This window comes from Chitinophaga parva (assembly GCF_003071345.1).
GTDB lineage: Bacteria > Bacteroidota > Bacteroidia > Chitinophagales > Chitinophagaceae > Chitinophaga > Chitinophaga parva.
Genome location: NZ_QCYK01000001.1, coordinates 1661131 through 1673638, shown reverse-complemented (window position 1 = coordinate 1673638; position 12508 = coordinate 1661131). Strand labels below are relative to the sequence as shown.

Below are 12508 nucleotides of genomic sequence, written 5' to 3'. Positions count from 1 at the left end.
CTTGCCAAGCGTAATAGGTTTTTATAGCGGTCAGGGTAAAGGTTTGGGTTAAAAATTGGGGCGCGTACAGACGCTCAACTTTCAACCTTGATTGAATGATATACGACGATAATTGATATAGACGATAGTTAAAGACTCTTCAGCGCTTTTTTTATCAGTTCTTCCAGGTCCTGTGTTTGTGGATTGGATTTCATCACTTTCTGGATAGCTTGTTCAGCCATATTACGGGCTATTCCCAAGGTCACTAACGCATTTAACGCATCATCCTCCATTGTATTGTGAACGGCTACAGATAAATGTGTAATATCTTCTTTAATCTTTTTGAGTTTATCCTTCAGTTCCAGGATAATACGTTTGGCGGTTTTGGCGCCTATGCCTTTTACGCCTTCCAGCATGCGCTCATTTTCCATGAGGATGGCACGTTGCAGGTCTTCGGGGGTAAGGCTGCTCAGCATCATACGGGCCGTGCCGGCGCCAATGCCGGATACGCCCAGCAGGGCCACGAACATGGCCTTTTCAGCTTCTTCAAAAAAACCGTACAGGGTATGGGCATCCTCCTTGATGTGCAGGAAGGTAAGCAGTTTTACCTGGTCCAGCGCCTGGATGCGGGAATACGTGTGAAGACTGATCTGCACTTCATAGCCCACGCCATTGACATCGAGGTGTACTAAGGCTGGCGATTTATAGGCTAATTTTCCATTGAGGTAAGCGATCATAAGGGTTTGTAAGGTTCGATATCCAACAAACTTACGAATTACAACGAGTTAAACCGCCTTTGATCACCTTAAATTCCAATTTGCAGGCTGAACGGGCCCGTGACCGCTCTTCCCTCCCACTAACGGGTGGTTTTTGGAAATTGAAATTTGGGTTTTGGAATTTAATGGTATTTTTACGCCGCGTTTTATAACCTTATTTATTTTAATATGAGCAAAATAACGGCCGCTATTACGGCGGTGGGTGGGTATGTTCCCGAGTATGTACTGACGAACCAGGAATTAGAGAAGATCATTGACACAACAGATGAATGGATCACTTCCCGCACTGGTATTAAAGAACGCAGGATATTAAAAGGTGAAGGCAAAGGCACTTCCGACCTTTGTGTGCCGGTAGCCCGTCAGATACTGGAAAAGAAAGGCCTTCAGCCCGATGACCTGGATCTGATCATCGTAGCCACCGTAACACCGGACATGGTGTTTCCGGCCACTGCCAATGTACTGGCCGACAAGATCGGCGCCACCAAGGCTTTTGGCTTTGACATTGGCGCGGCCTGCTCCGGTTTCCTCTACGCCCTGGATACGGGTGCCCGTTTCATCGAAAGTGGCCGTTGCAAGCGCGTACTGGTGATCGGTGCCGATAAAATGAGCTCTATCATTGACTATACAGATCGTACTACCTGCATCATCTTTGGCGACGGCGCCGGTGGTGTACTGCTGGAACCCAGCACGGAAGGCTATGGCCTGCTGGACAGCATCCTGAAAAGCGATGGCCATGGCCGCGAATACCTGCATATGAAAGCGGGTGGTTCCGTAAAACCGGCCTCCATTGAAACCGTGACCAACCGCGAACACTACGTGTACCAGGAAGGTAAAATGGTGTTCAAATACGCCGTGTCTAACATGGCAGATGCCGCCTACGACCTGATGCAGCGCAATAAACTGCAGTCTGAAGACGTAGCCTGGCTGGTACCGCACCAGGCCAACAAGCGCATCATCGATGCCACGGCCCAGCGTATGGGACTGCCGGAAGAAAAAGTGATGATCAACATTGACCATTTTGGAAATACTACCGCGGCTACGATCCCGCTGTGTCTCTGGGAGTACCAGGACCAGTTGAAGCAAGGCGATAACCTGGTGCTTGCTGCGTTTGGCGGTGGGTTTACCTGGGGTGCCAGCTACGTGAAGTGGGGGTTGAATGGTGGCAAGTAATTTTCTCCATCTTTTTATGAAAACGGCTGCAGGCTTTTGAAAGCGTGCAGCCGTTTTTTTATGCCTTTTCGCCCCTGCTCCTAGATCTCAAACACAAATCCTTTTTGTGCCAGTTGTTCGTATTTCAGCTTGTCAAAGCGGTATAGGTGTGCCCCTTTTTTGGAAGTGGTTTTATCCTTCTCTTCCAGCTTTTCCAGGATGTTCATGGCCAGGATCTTCTTGCGGAAGTTGCGCTTGTCCAGCACACGCTGGTAGATCTCTTCGTAGAGGCTGCGCAGTTGGGAGAGGGTGAATTTTTCCGGCAGCAATTCAAAGCCGATGGGATGGAAATGCGCTTTGTCCCGCAGGCGGAACAGTGCGTCTTCTATCATCTGGCGGTGATCAAAGATGAGGTCCGGGATCTCATCAAGGCCCATCCAGTGCGCACCATATTGCACGGCCAGCTCCCGGTCATGTTCTTCCACGCGGATGAGGGCGTAGTAAGCCAGCGAGATCACGCGGGCGCCGCTATCACGGTTCACGTCTCCATAGCAATGCAACTGGTCCATGAAAATATCCCGGAGGCCGGACACCTGCTGTAATACACGCGTGGCGGCATCGGCAGTGCTTTCATTTTCCAGCACAAAACCACCTACCAGGGAAAATGAGCCCTTGAACGGATCTACCTTCCGTTGCATGATCAGCAATTTTAAGCGGCTATCTTCAAATCCAAAGATGATGCAATCTACCGCCACCAGGTGGCGCGGAGCCTGGGCATAAAAGGACTGCTGCAAATTCATAACAAAAACTATTTATTAAATCCTGCCCGCAAGGTGGTAGGCTATAGGGCTACATTACCGTACAAGATACGCCAATTACGCCGTAACTTCATCCCTTCAACCACCTTTTAAACAAGCATATGCAAGATAGTATACACCTCCGGGATGCGGCGCAGACGGACTGCCCCCGCATGCTGGAGCTGATCCGTGAACTGGCCATCTTCGAGAATGCCCCGGATGAAGTGACGGTAAGCCTGGAACATTTTGAACAAACCGGCTTTGGTCATAACCCCATCTGGAAAGCCATCGTGGCCGAGCATTGCCTACCGGACAGCACACCACAGATCATTGGCATGGCCCTTTATTACATCCGCTACTCCACCTGGAAAGGCTCCCGTGTATACCTGGAAGACCTCATCGTTGCGGAAGCGTTCCGCGGCCAGGGCGTAGGCAAACGCCTGCTGGATGCACTGGTAATCCGTGCCCGCCTGGAAGGCTACAGCGGCATGATGTGGCAGGTGCTGGAATGGAATGAACCAGCCATTAAATTCTATAAAAAATACAACGCACGGTTTGACGATGAATGGGTGAATGTCCACATCGACTTCTAGGCTTGTTCAACATCACGGGCCACCCTCAATACCAGTTCCAAACGGCGCATGCCCTGCATCCATTCCCTTAAAGATATAATTGTTTAAACGACATTTTCCAATAATTAAGGGCATTCAAAAGAAAAATCCAATCTTCCGTCTTACCGATAGAAGATTGGATTTTTTAATTCGCTGTATTTACCGTGCCGCGCCGGTCAGCCCGGAAATTGAATTTCGGTTTATGATTTACCGGCACCTGGAAACGGGGCCTGGAACTTTCCCAAAGCCCGTCAACACCTGTTTCCTTTTTGCTTCAACTATTAACCCGGTGAACGTATTTAACTGATACCCGCTACTGTAGCGGTTTTGTCGATCTTCTGCACCAGTCCCTGGAGCACTTTACCGGGACCTACTTCGGTGAAAGAGGTGGCACCATCTGCAATCATCTGTTGCACGGTCTGTGTCCATCTTACAGCACCGGTCAGCTGGTCAATGAGATTTTGGCGGATGGCTGTAGGATTGGTCACTGCGCTGGCCACCACGTTCTGGTATACAGGACAAGTGGGTGTGCTGAAGGTAGTGGATTCAATAGCGGCCTGCAGCTCTACCTTGGCAGGGGCCATCAGCGGGGAGTGGAATGCACCGCCTACAGGCAGCACCAGGGCGCGTTTGGCGCCGGCTGCTTTCATTTTTTCGCAAGCAATATCAATGCCTTTGATGCTGCCGGAGATCACCAGCTGGCCAGGGCAGTTGAAGTTAGCCGGTACCACTACTTCATCGGTAATTTCTGCGCAGATAGCAATCACCTTTTCATCATCCAGGCCCAGTACGGCGGCCATGGTGGAGGGTTGCAGCTCGCAGGCCTTCTGCATGGCATTGGCACGGATGGCCACCAGCTTCAGGGCGTCTTCAAAGGTAAGGGCGCCATTGGCCACCAGGGCGGAAAACTCACCCAGGGAATGGCCAGCCACCATATCGGGCGTAGCATGCTCCGTGCACAGGAAAGCGATCACGGAATGCAGGAACACCGCCGGTTGTGTTACTTTGGTCTGTTTCAGGTCCTCATCCGTACCGTTGAACATGATGTCAGAAATGCGGAAGCCAAGGATCTCATTGGCTTTCTCAAACAGGCCTTTTGCCTTTTCGTTTTGTTCATACAGCGCTTTGCCCATTCCAGGGAACTGGGATCCCTGGCCGGGAAACACGAATGCATTTTTCATGGAAATGTATTAATTGTTTGTTGTATTAGGTATTATGTATCAGTTAGTGTGCACAGTAATGCCGGCCACGCATGTTTGCCGGTTACAAGATTGAAATAGTGCTGCGAATATATAATTATTTTTAATAAGTATTAGGGATTTATCAGGTAGTATTTTGCGGCTGCGTGGTATGGAAACAGGCTAGCAGTCCTGGCACGCTGTACTTAATACGCTGCCCATCTGCGCTACCTGATACCTAACACACGTCACTTACTACATACTACCTGCTACTTATTACCCTTACATAATATTAGCGCCGATGAGTCGGATAAATTCTGCGCGGGTGCGCCCGTCTTCAAACTGGCCGGAGAAAGCGGAGGTAGTGGTAACGGAGTTCTGCTTCTGCACACCGCGCATCATCATGCACAGGTGCTGTGCTTCTATCACCACGGCCACGCCCAGTGGCTGCAGGGTTTCCTGGATAGCATCCAGTACCTGGTGGGTAAGGCGTTCCTGCACCTGCAGGCGGCGCGCAAACACATCTACCACGCGGGCCAGCTTGCTTAAGCCGGTGATATAACCGTTAGGGATATACGCTACATGTGCCTTTCCAAAAAAGGGCAGCATATGATGCTCACACATGGAGTACAGTTCTATGTCCTTTACGATCACCATTTCGCTGTAAGCCTCGGTGAACTTGGCCCCGTTCAGAATAGCACGCGCATCCTGGCTATAGCCCTGGGTGAGGAACTGCATCGCTTTTGCTACGCGTTCCGGTGTTTTCAACAACCCTTCCCGCTCCGGGTCCTCACCAAGTTTTCCAATCACTGCGTGATAATGTGCGGTTAATTCCTGCGTAATCGCTGCGTCGTAAGATTCTTCTTTGTGATAAGCCATGTTTCTTGTTTAGCAATCGCGTTAAGCGCCAAAGTATTCCACGTAGATGCGTGGGGTTTCATAAAGTTTGATGCAGTGCAGCTGCACCCCTTCCGGCAGGTGCGGCGTCAGCTGGTCCCAGATGCCAATGGCCAGGTTTTCTGCGGAGGTGAATTTACCTTTCATGAAATCCACATCCATATTGAGATTGCGGTGATCTACCTTTTCAATCACGTGGATCTTGATCAGGTCGCCCAGTGTCTTGGCATTGAAAACAAAGCCAGTATCTTTATCAGGCGTTCCTTTTACGGTAACGTGCAATTCATAGTTATGACCATGCCAGTTTACATTGGCACATTTTCCAAATACCGCTACGTTCTGTTCATCGCTCCAGGCCGGGTTAGACAACTTATGCGCTGCATTGAAGTTCTCCACTCGTGTTAAATAAATCATTGCTCCTTAAAAATTTCCGCAAAAATACCACTTTTGAACTGATATACTCCCCTGCCTCCGGGCAGGGGGTAAGAAACTACAATTGGGGGACAGTTCTAATGGTGAATGCCACGCAAAGCCCCTATTTTTACACCATGAAACTAGCCATCGTGGCGGCCACCCGCCTTGAAATACAACCATTTATCAACGCCCTGACCAGCCTGGCCACGCCCCTGGGCGCGGATGTTTTCCAGTGGAACGGGCATACCATCGCTATCTGGATCACCGGCATTGGGCCTATGCATACTGCCTTTGCCCTGGGCCAGCGCCTGCCCGCGTGGCAGCCGGACTTTGCCTTGCAGGCCGGTATTGCCGGCACCTTCCGGCACGATTGGGAACCAGGCAGCGTGGTGGCCATCAGCCGGGAGGTGAATGGTGACCTGGGCGCCGAAGACAACGGGCAATTCCTCGACCTGTTTGAAATAGGCCTCTGCCAGCCGGATGATGCACCGTACCAGGAAAAATTCCTGGTCAATACCTTTGCAGGATGGCCTGCCCTGCCGGCCTGGCCCCTGGCCACCGGCGTTACGGTAAACACCGTGAGTGGCAGCGCCCCTACCATAGCCCGCCTGGAAACCCGCTACCAGCCAGACATTGAGAGCATGGAAGGCGCCGCTTTCCACTACGCCTGCCTGGTGGAAAACGTACCCTTCCTGCAACTGCGCTGTATCTCCAACTATGTGGAAGTGCGCGACAAAAGCAAATGGAAAATAGGCCTGGCAGTGAAAAACCTCAATGAAGCACTGCTGCAGCAGGTACAACAACTCACGGCTACCGCGGCCCATGCAAATATTGTCAACTAAAAGCTCATGATATGAAACTAACGCTCGGATTTTCTCCCTGTCCCAATGACACTTTTATTTTCGATGCCCTGGTAAACAACAAGATCGATACCCAAGGTTTCTCTTTTGACACCCAGCTGCTGGACGTGGAAACCCTGAACCAGGGCGCCCTGGAAGGCCGGCTGGATATTACGAAGCTGAGCTTTGCCGTGTATGCCAAGGTGAAGGATCAATACACGCTGCTCAATAGTGGCGCTGCCCTGGGCCGCGGCTGTGGACCGTTGCTGATTGCCAAACGCCCCATTGCACTGGATGAGATCAAGGATTGCCGCATTGCCATCCCCGGTGCTAACACTACTGCGAACTTACTGTTCAGCACCGCATTCCCCCATGCAAAAAACAAGGATATTATGGTGTTTTCCGCCATTGAACAGGCCGTGCTGGATGAAAAGGTGGATGTGGGCGTGATCATCCACGAAAACCGCTTCACTTACCAGCAAAAAGGCCTGGTAAAACTGATGGACCTGGGCGCCTACTGGGAAGAAACCACCGGCAACCCTATCCCCCTGGGCGGCATCTTCATCAAAAAAAGTATCCCTGAAACCACCCGCCGGCAATTGGATGCCCTGATCCGCGAAAGCGTGGAATACAGCTTCTCCCAATACCCGCAGCTCTCCTCCTACATCCGCGACCATGCGCAGGAAATGGATGAGAACGTGATGCGCCAGCACATTGATCTTTACGTAAATAATTTCAGTATAGACCTGGGCCAGGAAGGCCACGCAGCCGTGGACAGGCTGATGGAAGCGGTGAGGTAACTGTACATTGTACAATTTTCACCCCTTCTTCACTGCCGCCGCATACACGGCCAGCGCACGTTTGCGGGCGGCTTCGTGCTCCACCATGGGCGGTGGATAATCCAATGTATCCAGCTCCGGCACCCATTTACGGATGTATCTTAAATCCTTGTCAAAGCGGGTGGTTTGTAAAGCAGGATTGAAAATGCGGAAGTAAGGTACGGCGTCACAACCGCTGCTGGCGGCCCATTGCCAGCCGCCGTTGTTGGCAGCCAGGTCATAGTCCAGCAGCTTGCAGCCAAAGTAGGCCTCGCCCCAGCGCCAGTCTACCAGCAAATGCTTGGTAAGGAAACTGGCTGTGATCATGCGCACCCGGTTGTGCATAAAGCCGGTGGCATTCAGCTCACGCATGCCCGCATCTACAATGGGGTAGCCGGTTTCACCCTTGCACCATTTTTCAAATTCCGCCTTGTTGTTGCGCCACCGGATATGATCATACTGCGGCTTAAAACTTTCTGTGACCACCTGCGGGAAATGCCATAGGATCATCTGGTAAAACTCCCGCCAGATCAGCTCATTCAGGTAAGTATCGTTCAGTTGTAACGCCCGGCTTACCAGGTGGCGGATGCTGATGGTGCCAAAGCGCAGGTGCACGCTCATGCGGGAGGTGCTGTGCGGATCGCCGGGTATGTCACGGGTCTTGTCATAGTGCTTAATAATGGTTTCGGGGAGTGTTATGCGGGGAAAATCTCTGGCAGTTGCTTCAAACCCCAGTTGTTTGTAAGCGGGCAATATATGCGGGGCCTGTTTAAAGAAGTGCTTCGCATATTTCCCGCAGGGATAAGACTTCACATGAAAATCCGTAAGCAGCAACTTCCACTTGCGGCTATAAGGTGTGAATACCGTGTAAGGGGTTCCATCGTCTTTGAGCACTTCATTTTTATCAAAGATCACCTGGTCCTTATAGTGGTGGAAGGAGATGCCCTTTTCCTTCAACTGCGCCGTGATAGCTTTATCGCGGGCAGTGGCGTAAGGCTCATAATCATGGTTGGTGTATACCGCCTGCACGTCATAACGCTGCATCCAGTGGTCAAAAGCCTGCCGGGGCGTGCCATAAAATACATCCAGGGTACTGCCTTGTTTTTCCAGCGAAGCCTGCATTTGCGCCAGTGCATTGTAGATAAAAGTAACGCGCCGGTCCTGCTTATCTTCCAGGCCATCGAGGATGTTGGTATCGAAGACAAACACCGGCACTACGGGATAGCCACTCCCCAATGCATGATAAAGGGCTGCATTATCCTCCAGGCGCAGGTCGCGGCGCAACCAGCAGAGGCATACTTTTTCTGGCATTCCGGAAATTTAAAAGGTGATACTAACGTTAACGCATATACTAACGTAAGGAGGTCATTCCTGGTTTACAGCACCGCTTCGTGCAGCAGGTCGTGCAGGATGGAGGCGGTGGCATTACCATAACTGTTATCGCGGAAACGTTCCACCCAGCGTATGCCATAAATGGCGTTGGTGAGGAATATTTCATCTGCGTTTTCAAGGTCTGCCACGGAAATGGGGTGTTCCCGCAGCTGCAGGGTGGTATCCAGGTTGAGCAGGTGTTTGCGCATTACCCCGCATACACAGCCTTCTGACAAGGGCGGGGTCCACACCTCTTTGCCCCGAACGATGAACACATTGCTGCTGGTGGCATCGGCTACACGGCCCCGGGTATTGAGCAGCAGGGCATCATTGAGGTCATGTTGCTTTGCATACATGCTGGCCAGGATGTAAGGCAGGCAGTTGCTGGATTTGATATTGGAAAGCTTTTCGCAGGTCTTGCGGCTGTCGGGGTAAATGTCTATGCTAAGGCCATTGTCATTGAGCTCAAACACCTGGCGGCTCAGCTCCCAGCACTGGATCATAAATTCTGCATGGTTATTCTCCGGGGCGTACAGGCCTCCTTCTGTGCGGAATACGCTCAGCCGCACGCGGGCCAGCTTTTCCGCTTTATTCCTGATACATAGCTGGATGATCAGGTCTGAAAGGTATTCCCGGGTAAAATACTTGGGCATTTCCAGGTGCAGGAGGTGCACGCTGGCCATGAGGCGCTCAAAGTGCAGGTCATCCAGCAGCACTCTTCCCTGGTATACTTTCAGGGTCTCAAAGCATCCATCACCATAGCGAAAACCACGGTTGTCGGCCGTAAAGATGGGCCCGGAAGCAGCCTGGAATCGCCCATTATAACATAGTATTCCCGTTTGCACACGCAGTAATTTTAATGCTCCTTAGAAGGTCTGGTAAGTTACGAAAAAAAGCGCTCCGGATAAAGTGGAAAATCAATTTCCAGGTCACATTTTTCAACCCCTGGGCGCTATTCCCAGCTTACAATTTTCAATCCCGGGAGGGCCAGTTTCCAGCTTACAATTTCCAAACAACAGGATCGCAGCCATGAGTCATTGCGTTCCAAGCTAACTCCATCTTCTTGGTTATATTTAATTAGTTTTCCTAACCACCACCACGGAGGCGTTTCCCTGCATAAAAAAGCGCGGACCGTGAAGATCCGCGCTGGCAAAGTATTTTATACCTACTACTTACAATTTCATTTCCGGCACCTCTCCTCTCACCACCAGGCGGCCGGCCGTCTTTGCCATAATTTCTTCCACACTTACACCCGGGGCGCGCTCCAGCAGTACAAAGCCTTCCGGCGTTACCTCCAGCACCGCTATTTCGGTAACGATCTTCTTTACACAACCCACGCCGGTGAGGGGCAGGCTGCACCTGGGCAGCAATTTGCTCTCTCCTTTTGGGTTGGTATGCATCATGGCCACGATGATGTTGCGCGCGGAGGCTACCAGGTCCATGGCGCCGCCCATACCTTTCACCATTTTGCCGGGGATTTTCCAGTTGGCAATATCGCCGGTGTCAGATACTTCCATGGCCCCCAGCACGGTGAGGTCTACCTTGCCGGCCCGTATCATGCCAAAGCTTTCCGCGGAGTCAAAGAAGCTGCCTCCCGGCAGTATGGTCACAGTTTCCTTACCGGCGTTGATCAGGTCAGGATCTATGGCGTCCGCGTCGGGGTAGGGCCCCATGCCCAGCATCCCGTTCTCGGATTGCAGCATAATGGAAATGCCCGCGGGCACATAATTGGCCACCAGTGTAGGTATGCCTATGCCCAGGTTTACGTACATCCCGTCCTGCAGTTCCTGTGCTATTCGTTTGGCAATGCCATATTTATCAAGCGACATGTGGTGTATGATTGGTTTTTATAACGTGGTTTGCGTTGTTAGAGTTCCTTGGGCCAGCCTTCCTTGTTGGAGCCGGTTTCCACGGAGCACACCTGGTAGCGTTCAAAGGGCTCTTCAAATTTCTCCTCGTAAATACTGTAGCCTTCAAACACAAATTCCTCGCACCGGGTATCAAAGGTGCCCTGGGAAGGGTCTTCGTTTATTTTGTTAAAGTATTCCTCTCCCATAAAGATCACGAAGCCGCGGGCATACACAAACCCGTCATCACTGCCATCCAGGTGGTCGTGGATCTCCTTACGGTCCAGTTCATACATCTTTACCTCCAGGATACGCAGGAAAGCAGCCATGGACGGCTTGTCCAGCTCACCCAACCGGCGGCGGTAGTTGTGCATGATCACGTCAGACATCGTATCTGCCAGCTCCAGCAACTCATCTTCATCGTTGGTCTCCAGTGCGTCTATGCGGTCTTCATTATCTTCCGGGGAGTCTGTCCAGGAAGCTTCGATCAATTGCCAGAATAATGCCTCGTCCATAGTAGTTTATTGTTAATGGTGAATGGTTACCCGTTTGTCAATGTGCAGGCAGCGCAGTTAACGGTTAGTGATCGATACCGTTCTTTTTTCGATGCGCTTTTCATAATCCCGGCCCTGGAAGATACGGTGCACGTAAATGCCAGGCACGTGAATGTGATTGGGATCCAGCTCACCGGGCTGCACCAGCTCTTCCACTTCGGCAATGGTGATATGCCCGGCCCTGGCCATGGAGGTGCTGAAATTGCGTGTGGTGTTGCGGAACACCAGGTTGCCCATGGTATCGCCCTTCCAGGCTTTTACGATGGCAAAGTCCGCGTGCAGGGCCAGCTCCATGAGATAGTGCCTGCCATCAAATACCCGCACTTCCTTACCTTCCGCTACTTCTGTACCATAGCCGGCCGGGGTAAAGAAGGCCGGGATGCCCATACCAGCCATTTGTATGCGGGTGGCCAGCGTGCCTTGCGGTATCAGTTCCACTTCCAGCTCACCGGAAAGCAGTTGTCTTTCAAATTCTGCGTTCTCGCCTACGTAAGAGGCAAGCATCTTGCGGATCTGGCGGGTTTGCAACAGCAGCCCGAGGCCAAAATCATCTACGCCGGCGTTGTTGGAAATGCAGGTCAGGTCTTTTACCCCCTTTACTACCAGTGCACGGATGGCGTTTTCAGGAATGCCGCAAAGGCCGAAACCGCCCAGCATGAGGGTGGCTTTATCAGGAATGTCAAACAGCGCCGCGGCTGCGTCGTGGAATACTTTGTTCATGAGAATGCACCATGGTTGGAGCATTCAATTTACTGTAATTTTTTAATACGGGTAAGGCCGGGGAAATGTCTTTTTCGTTAATGGCCGTCTATGAAGGGGATGCGGCTGTAAGCCTTGCGGGGAAACCATTTCTCCCATACTTTGGGCATTTCTTCTGCACGGCGGCGCGTTTCTATAGCAGTATTGCGCGCATTGGCCGTGTCACTCATGATCTTATATACATCTTCCATGCGGTCTGCATGGCTTTCGTAGAACTGGTAGCTTTTCATGAACTCCTCCACGGAAAGGTGGTGCAGCTGTAATACCTGCGCGTAAAGGGTCTTTACCCGGATCTCCCGCAGGGAATCCGCCACGCGGCCGGTATCCGGTCGGTTGGTGGCCGTATTCATCATATTGCGCCCGTAAGCTTCTGCCAGGTTCATATCCAGCAGTACTGCCGCCATGGAATCTTTGGAAAGGATATGCCTGGGCACCCGGTCTTTGTCGCCGCAGGCGGCCACACACAAAACAAGCAGAATAAGGACTATCGCGTTGCGCATAGGCCGCAAAGATGGGTAT

General features: G+C 51.6%; 15 protein-coding genes. 4 read left to right on the top strand and 11 right to left on the bottom strand.

All coding sequences use genetic code 11. The features are described from left to right. Positions 1-128: 128 nt before the first annotated feature. A complete protein-coding gene (gene ruvA, locus DCC81_RS07160; protein ID WP_108685875.1) occupies positions 129-716 on the bottom strand; it encodes a Holliday junction branch migration protein RuvA in 588 nt (195 codons plus the stop codon). Between the two features lie 207 nt (positions 717-923). On the opposite strand from ruvA, the gene DCC81_RS07155 reads away from it, so the two are divergent. After that, entirely contained in the window at positions 924-1925 is a 1002-nt protein-coding gene (locus DCC81_RS07155) for a beta-ketoacyl-ACP synthase III (protein ID WP_108685874.1), read from the top strand. An 80-nt stretch (positions 1926-2005) separates the two neighbouring features. On the opposite strand, the gene DCC81_RS07150 is transcribed toward DCC81_RS07155, so the two are convergent. After that, positions 2006-2704 (bottom strand): NUDIX hydrolase, encoded by a 699-nt coding sequence (locus tag DCC81_RS07150; RefSeq protein WP_108685873.1) that lies wholly within the window; start codon positions 2702-2704, stop codon positions 2006-2008. Positions 2705-2823: 119 nt separating this feature from the next. Between DCC81_RS07150 and DCC81_RS07145 the strand changes: the two genes are divergently transcribed. Next, positions 2824-3294: a GNAT family N-acetyltransferase gene (locus DCC81_RS07145; RefSeq protein WP_108685872.1), complete on the top strand. Its 471-nt coding sequence runs from the start codon at positions 2824-2826 to the stop codon at positions 3292-3294. 317 nt (positions 3295-3611) lie between these two features. On the opposite strand, the gene fabD is transcribed toward DCC81_RS07145, so the two are convergent. The 3 genes from fabD to DCC81_RS07130 form a co-directional block, all read right to left on the bottom strand. Next, positions 3612-4493 (bottom strand): ACP S-malonyltransferase, encoded by an 882-nt coding sequence (gene fabD / locus DCC81_RS07140; protein ID WP_108685871.1) that lies wholly within the window; start codon positions 4491-4493, stop codon positions 3612-3614. Positions 4494-4772: 279 nt separating this feature from the next. Beyond that, a complete protein-coding gene (gene folE / locus DCC81_RS07135; RefSeq protein WP_108685870.1) occupies positions 4773-5369 on the bottom strand; it encodes a GTP cyclohydrolase I FolE in 597 nt (198 codons plus the stop codon). Between the two features lie 21 nt (positions 5370-5390). Then, positions 5391-5801 carry a 6-pyruvoyl trahydropterin synthase family protein gene (locus DCC81_RS07130; RefSeq protein ID WP_108685869.1) on the bottom strand — a complete coding sequence of 137 codons (411 nt, stop codon included), beginning with the start codon at positions 5799-5801 and terminating at the stop codon, positions 5391-5393. 134 nt (positions 5802-5935) lie between these two features. On the opposite strand from DCC81_RS07130, the gene mqnB reads away from it, so the two are divergent. Together mqnB and DCC81_RS07120 are read left to right on the top strand one after the other, a co-directional pair. After that, on the top strand, positions 5936-6643 hold the full coding sequence (gene mqnB / locus DCC81_RS07125) for a futalosine hydrolase (protein WP_165806466.1): 708 nt from the start codon (positions 5936-5938) through the stop codon (positions 6641-6643). An 11-nt stretch (positions 6644-6654) separates the two neighbouring features. Next, positions 6655-7440: a 1,4-dihydroxy-6-naphthoate synthase gene (locus tag DCC81_RS07120; protein ID WP_108685867.1), complete on the top strand. Its 786-nt coding sequence runs from the start codon at positions 6655-6657 to the stop codon at positions 7438-7440. Positions 7441-7458: 18 nt separating this feature from the next. Here DCC81_RS07120 and DCC81_RS07115 read toward each other — a convergent pair whose 3' ends face one another. The 6 genes from DCC81_RS07115 to DCC81_RS07090 form a co-directional block, all read right to left on the bottom strand. Next, positions 7459-8769: a cryptochrome/photolyase family protein gene (locus DCC81_RS07115; RefSeq protein ID WP_108685866.1), complete on the bottom strand. Its 1311-nt coding sequence runs from the start codon at positions 8767-8769 to the stop codon at positions 7459-7461. Between the two features lie 65 nt (positions 8770-8834). After that, positions 8835-9674 (bottom strand): aminotransferase class IV, encoded by an 840-nt coding sequence (locus tag DCC81_RS07110; RefSeq protein ID WP_165806465.1) that lies wholly within the window; start codon positions 9672-9674, stop codon positions 8835-8837. Positions 9675-10001: 327 nt separating this feature from the next. After that, a complete protein-coding gene (locus DCC81_RS07105; protein WP_108685864.1) occupies positions 10002-10658 on the bottom strand; it encodes a 3-oxoacid CoA-transferase subunit B in 657 nt (218 codons plus the stop codon). A gap of 38 nt (positions 10659-10696) precedes the next feature. Beyond that, positions 10697-11191 (bottom strand): DUF4240 domain-containing protein, encoded by a 495-nt coding sequence (locus DCC81_RS07100; protein ID WP_108685863.1) that lies wholly within the window; start codon positions 11189-11191, stop codon positions 10697-10699. Between the two features lie 57 nt (positions 11192-11248). Continuing rightward, positions 11249-11950 (bottom strand): CoA transferase subunit A, encoded by a 702-nt coding sequence (locus DCC81_RS07095; RefSeq protein ID WP_108685862.1) that lies wholly within the window; start codon positions 11948-11950, stop codon positions 11249-11251. Between the two features lie 77 nt (positions 11951-12027). After that, positions 12028-12489 carry a DUF4296 domain-containing protein gene (locus DCC81_RS07090; protein ID WP_108685861.1) on the bottom strand — a complete coding sequence of 154 codons (462 nt, stop codon included), beginning with the start codon at positions 12487-12489 and terminating at the stop codon, positions 12028-12030. Positions 12490-12508 lie beyond the last annotated feature (19 nt).

What these genes read in the sequence shown, in the direction of transcription:
- DCC81_RS07090 (WP_108685861.1), bottom strand. Translation starts at nt 12,489, where the DNA reads ATGCGCAACGCGATAGTCCTTATTCTGCTTGTTTTGTGTGTGGCCGCC.
- mqnB (WP_165806466.1), top strand. Translation starts at nt 5,936, where the DNA reads ATGAAACTAGCCATCGTGGCGGCCACCCGCCTTGAAATACAACCATTT.
- DCC81_RS07115 (WP_108685866.1), bottom strand. Translation starts at nt 8,769, where the DNA reads ATGCCAGAAAAAGTATGCCTCTGCTGGTTGCGCCGCGACCTGCGCCTG.
- DCC81_RS07105 (WP_108685864.1), bottom strand. Translation starts at nt 10,658, where the DNA reads ATGTCGCTTGATAAATATGGCATTGCCAAACGAATAGCACAGGAACTG.
- DCC81_RS07095 (WP_108685862.1), bottom strand. Translation starts at nt 11,950, where the DNA reads ATGAACAAAGTATTCCACGACGCAGCCGCGGCGCTGTTTGACATTCCT.
- ruvA (WP_108685875.1), bottom strand. Translation starts at nt 716, where the DNA reads ATGATCGCTTACCTCAATGGAAAATTAGCCTATAAATCGCCAGCCTTA.
- DCC81_RS07155 (WP_108685874.1), top strand. Translation starts at nt 924, where the DNA reads ATGAGCAAAATAACGGCCGCTATTACGGCGGTGGGTGGGTATGTTCCC.
- DCC81_RS07145 (WP_108685872.1), top strand. Translation starts at nt 2,824, where the DNA reads ATGCAAGATAGTATACACCTCCGGGATGCGGCGCAGACGGACTGCCCC.
- DCC81_RS07130 (WP_108685869.1), bottom strand. Translation starts at nt 5,801, where the DNA reads ATGATTTATTTAACACGAGTGGAGAACTTCAATGCAGCGCATAAGTTG.
- DCC81_RS07150 (WP_108685873.1), bottom strand. Translation starts at nt 2,704, where the DNA reads ATGAATTTGCAGCAGTCCTTTTATGCCCAGGCTCCGCGCCACCTGGTG.
- folE (WP_108685870.1), bottom strand. Translation starts at nt 5,369, where the DNA reads ATGGCTTATCACAAAGAAGAATCTTACGACGCAGCGATTACGCAGGAA.
- DCC81_RS07120 (WP_108685867.1), top strand. Translation starts at nt 6,655, where the DNA reads ATGAAACTAACGCTCGGATTTTCTCCCTGTCCCAATGACACTTTTATT.
- DCC81_RS07100 (WP_108685863.1), bottom strand. Translation starts at nt 11,191, where the DNA reads ATGGACGAGGCATTATTCTGGCAATTGATCGAAGCTTCCTGGACAGAC.
- fabD (WP_108685871.1), bottom strand. Translation starts at nt 4,493, where the DNA reads ATGAAAAATGCATTCGTGTTTCCCGGCCAGGGATCCCAGTTCCCTGGA.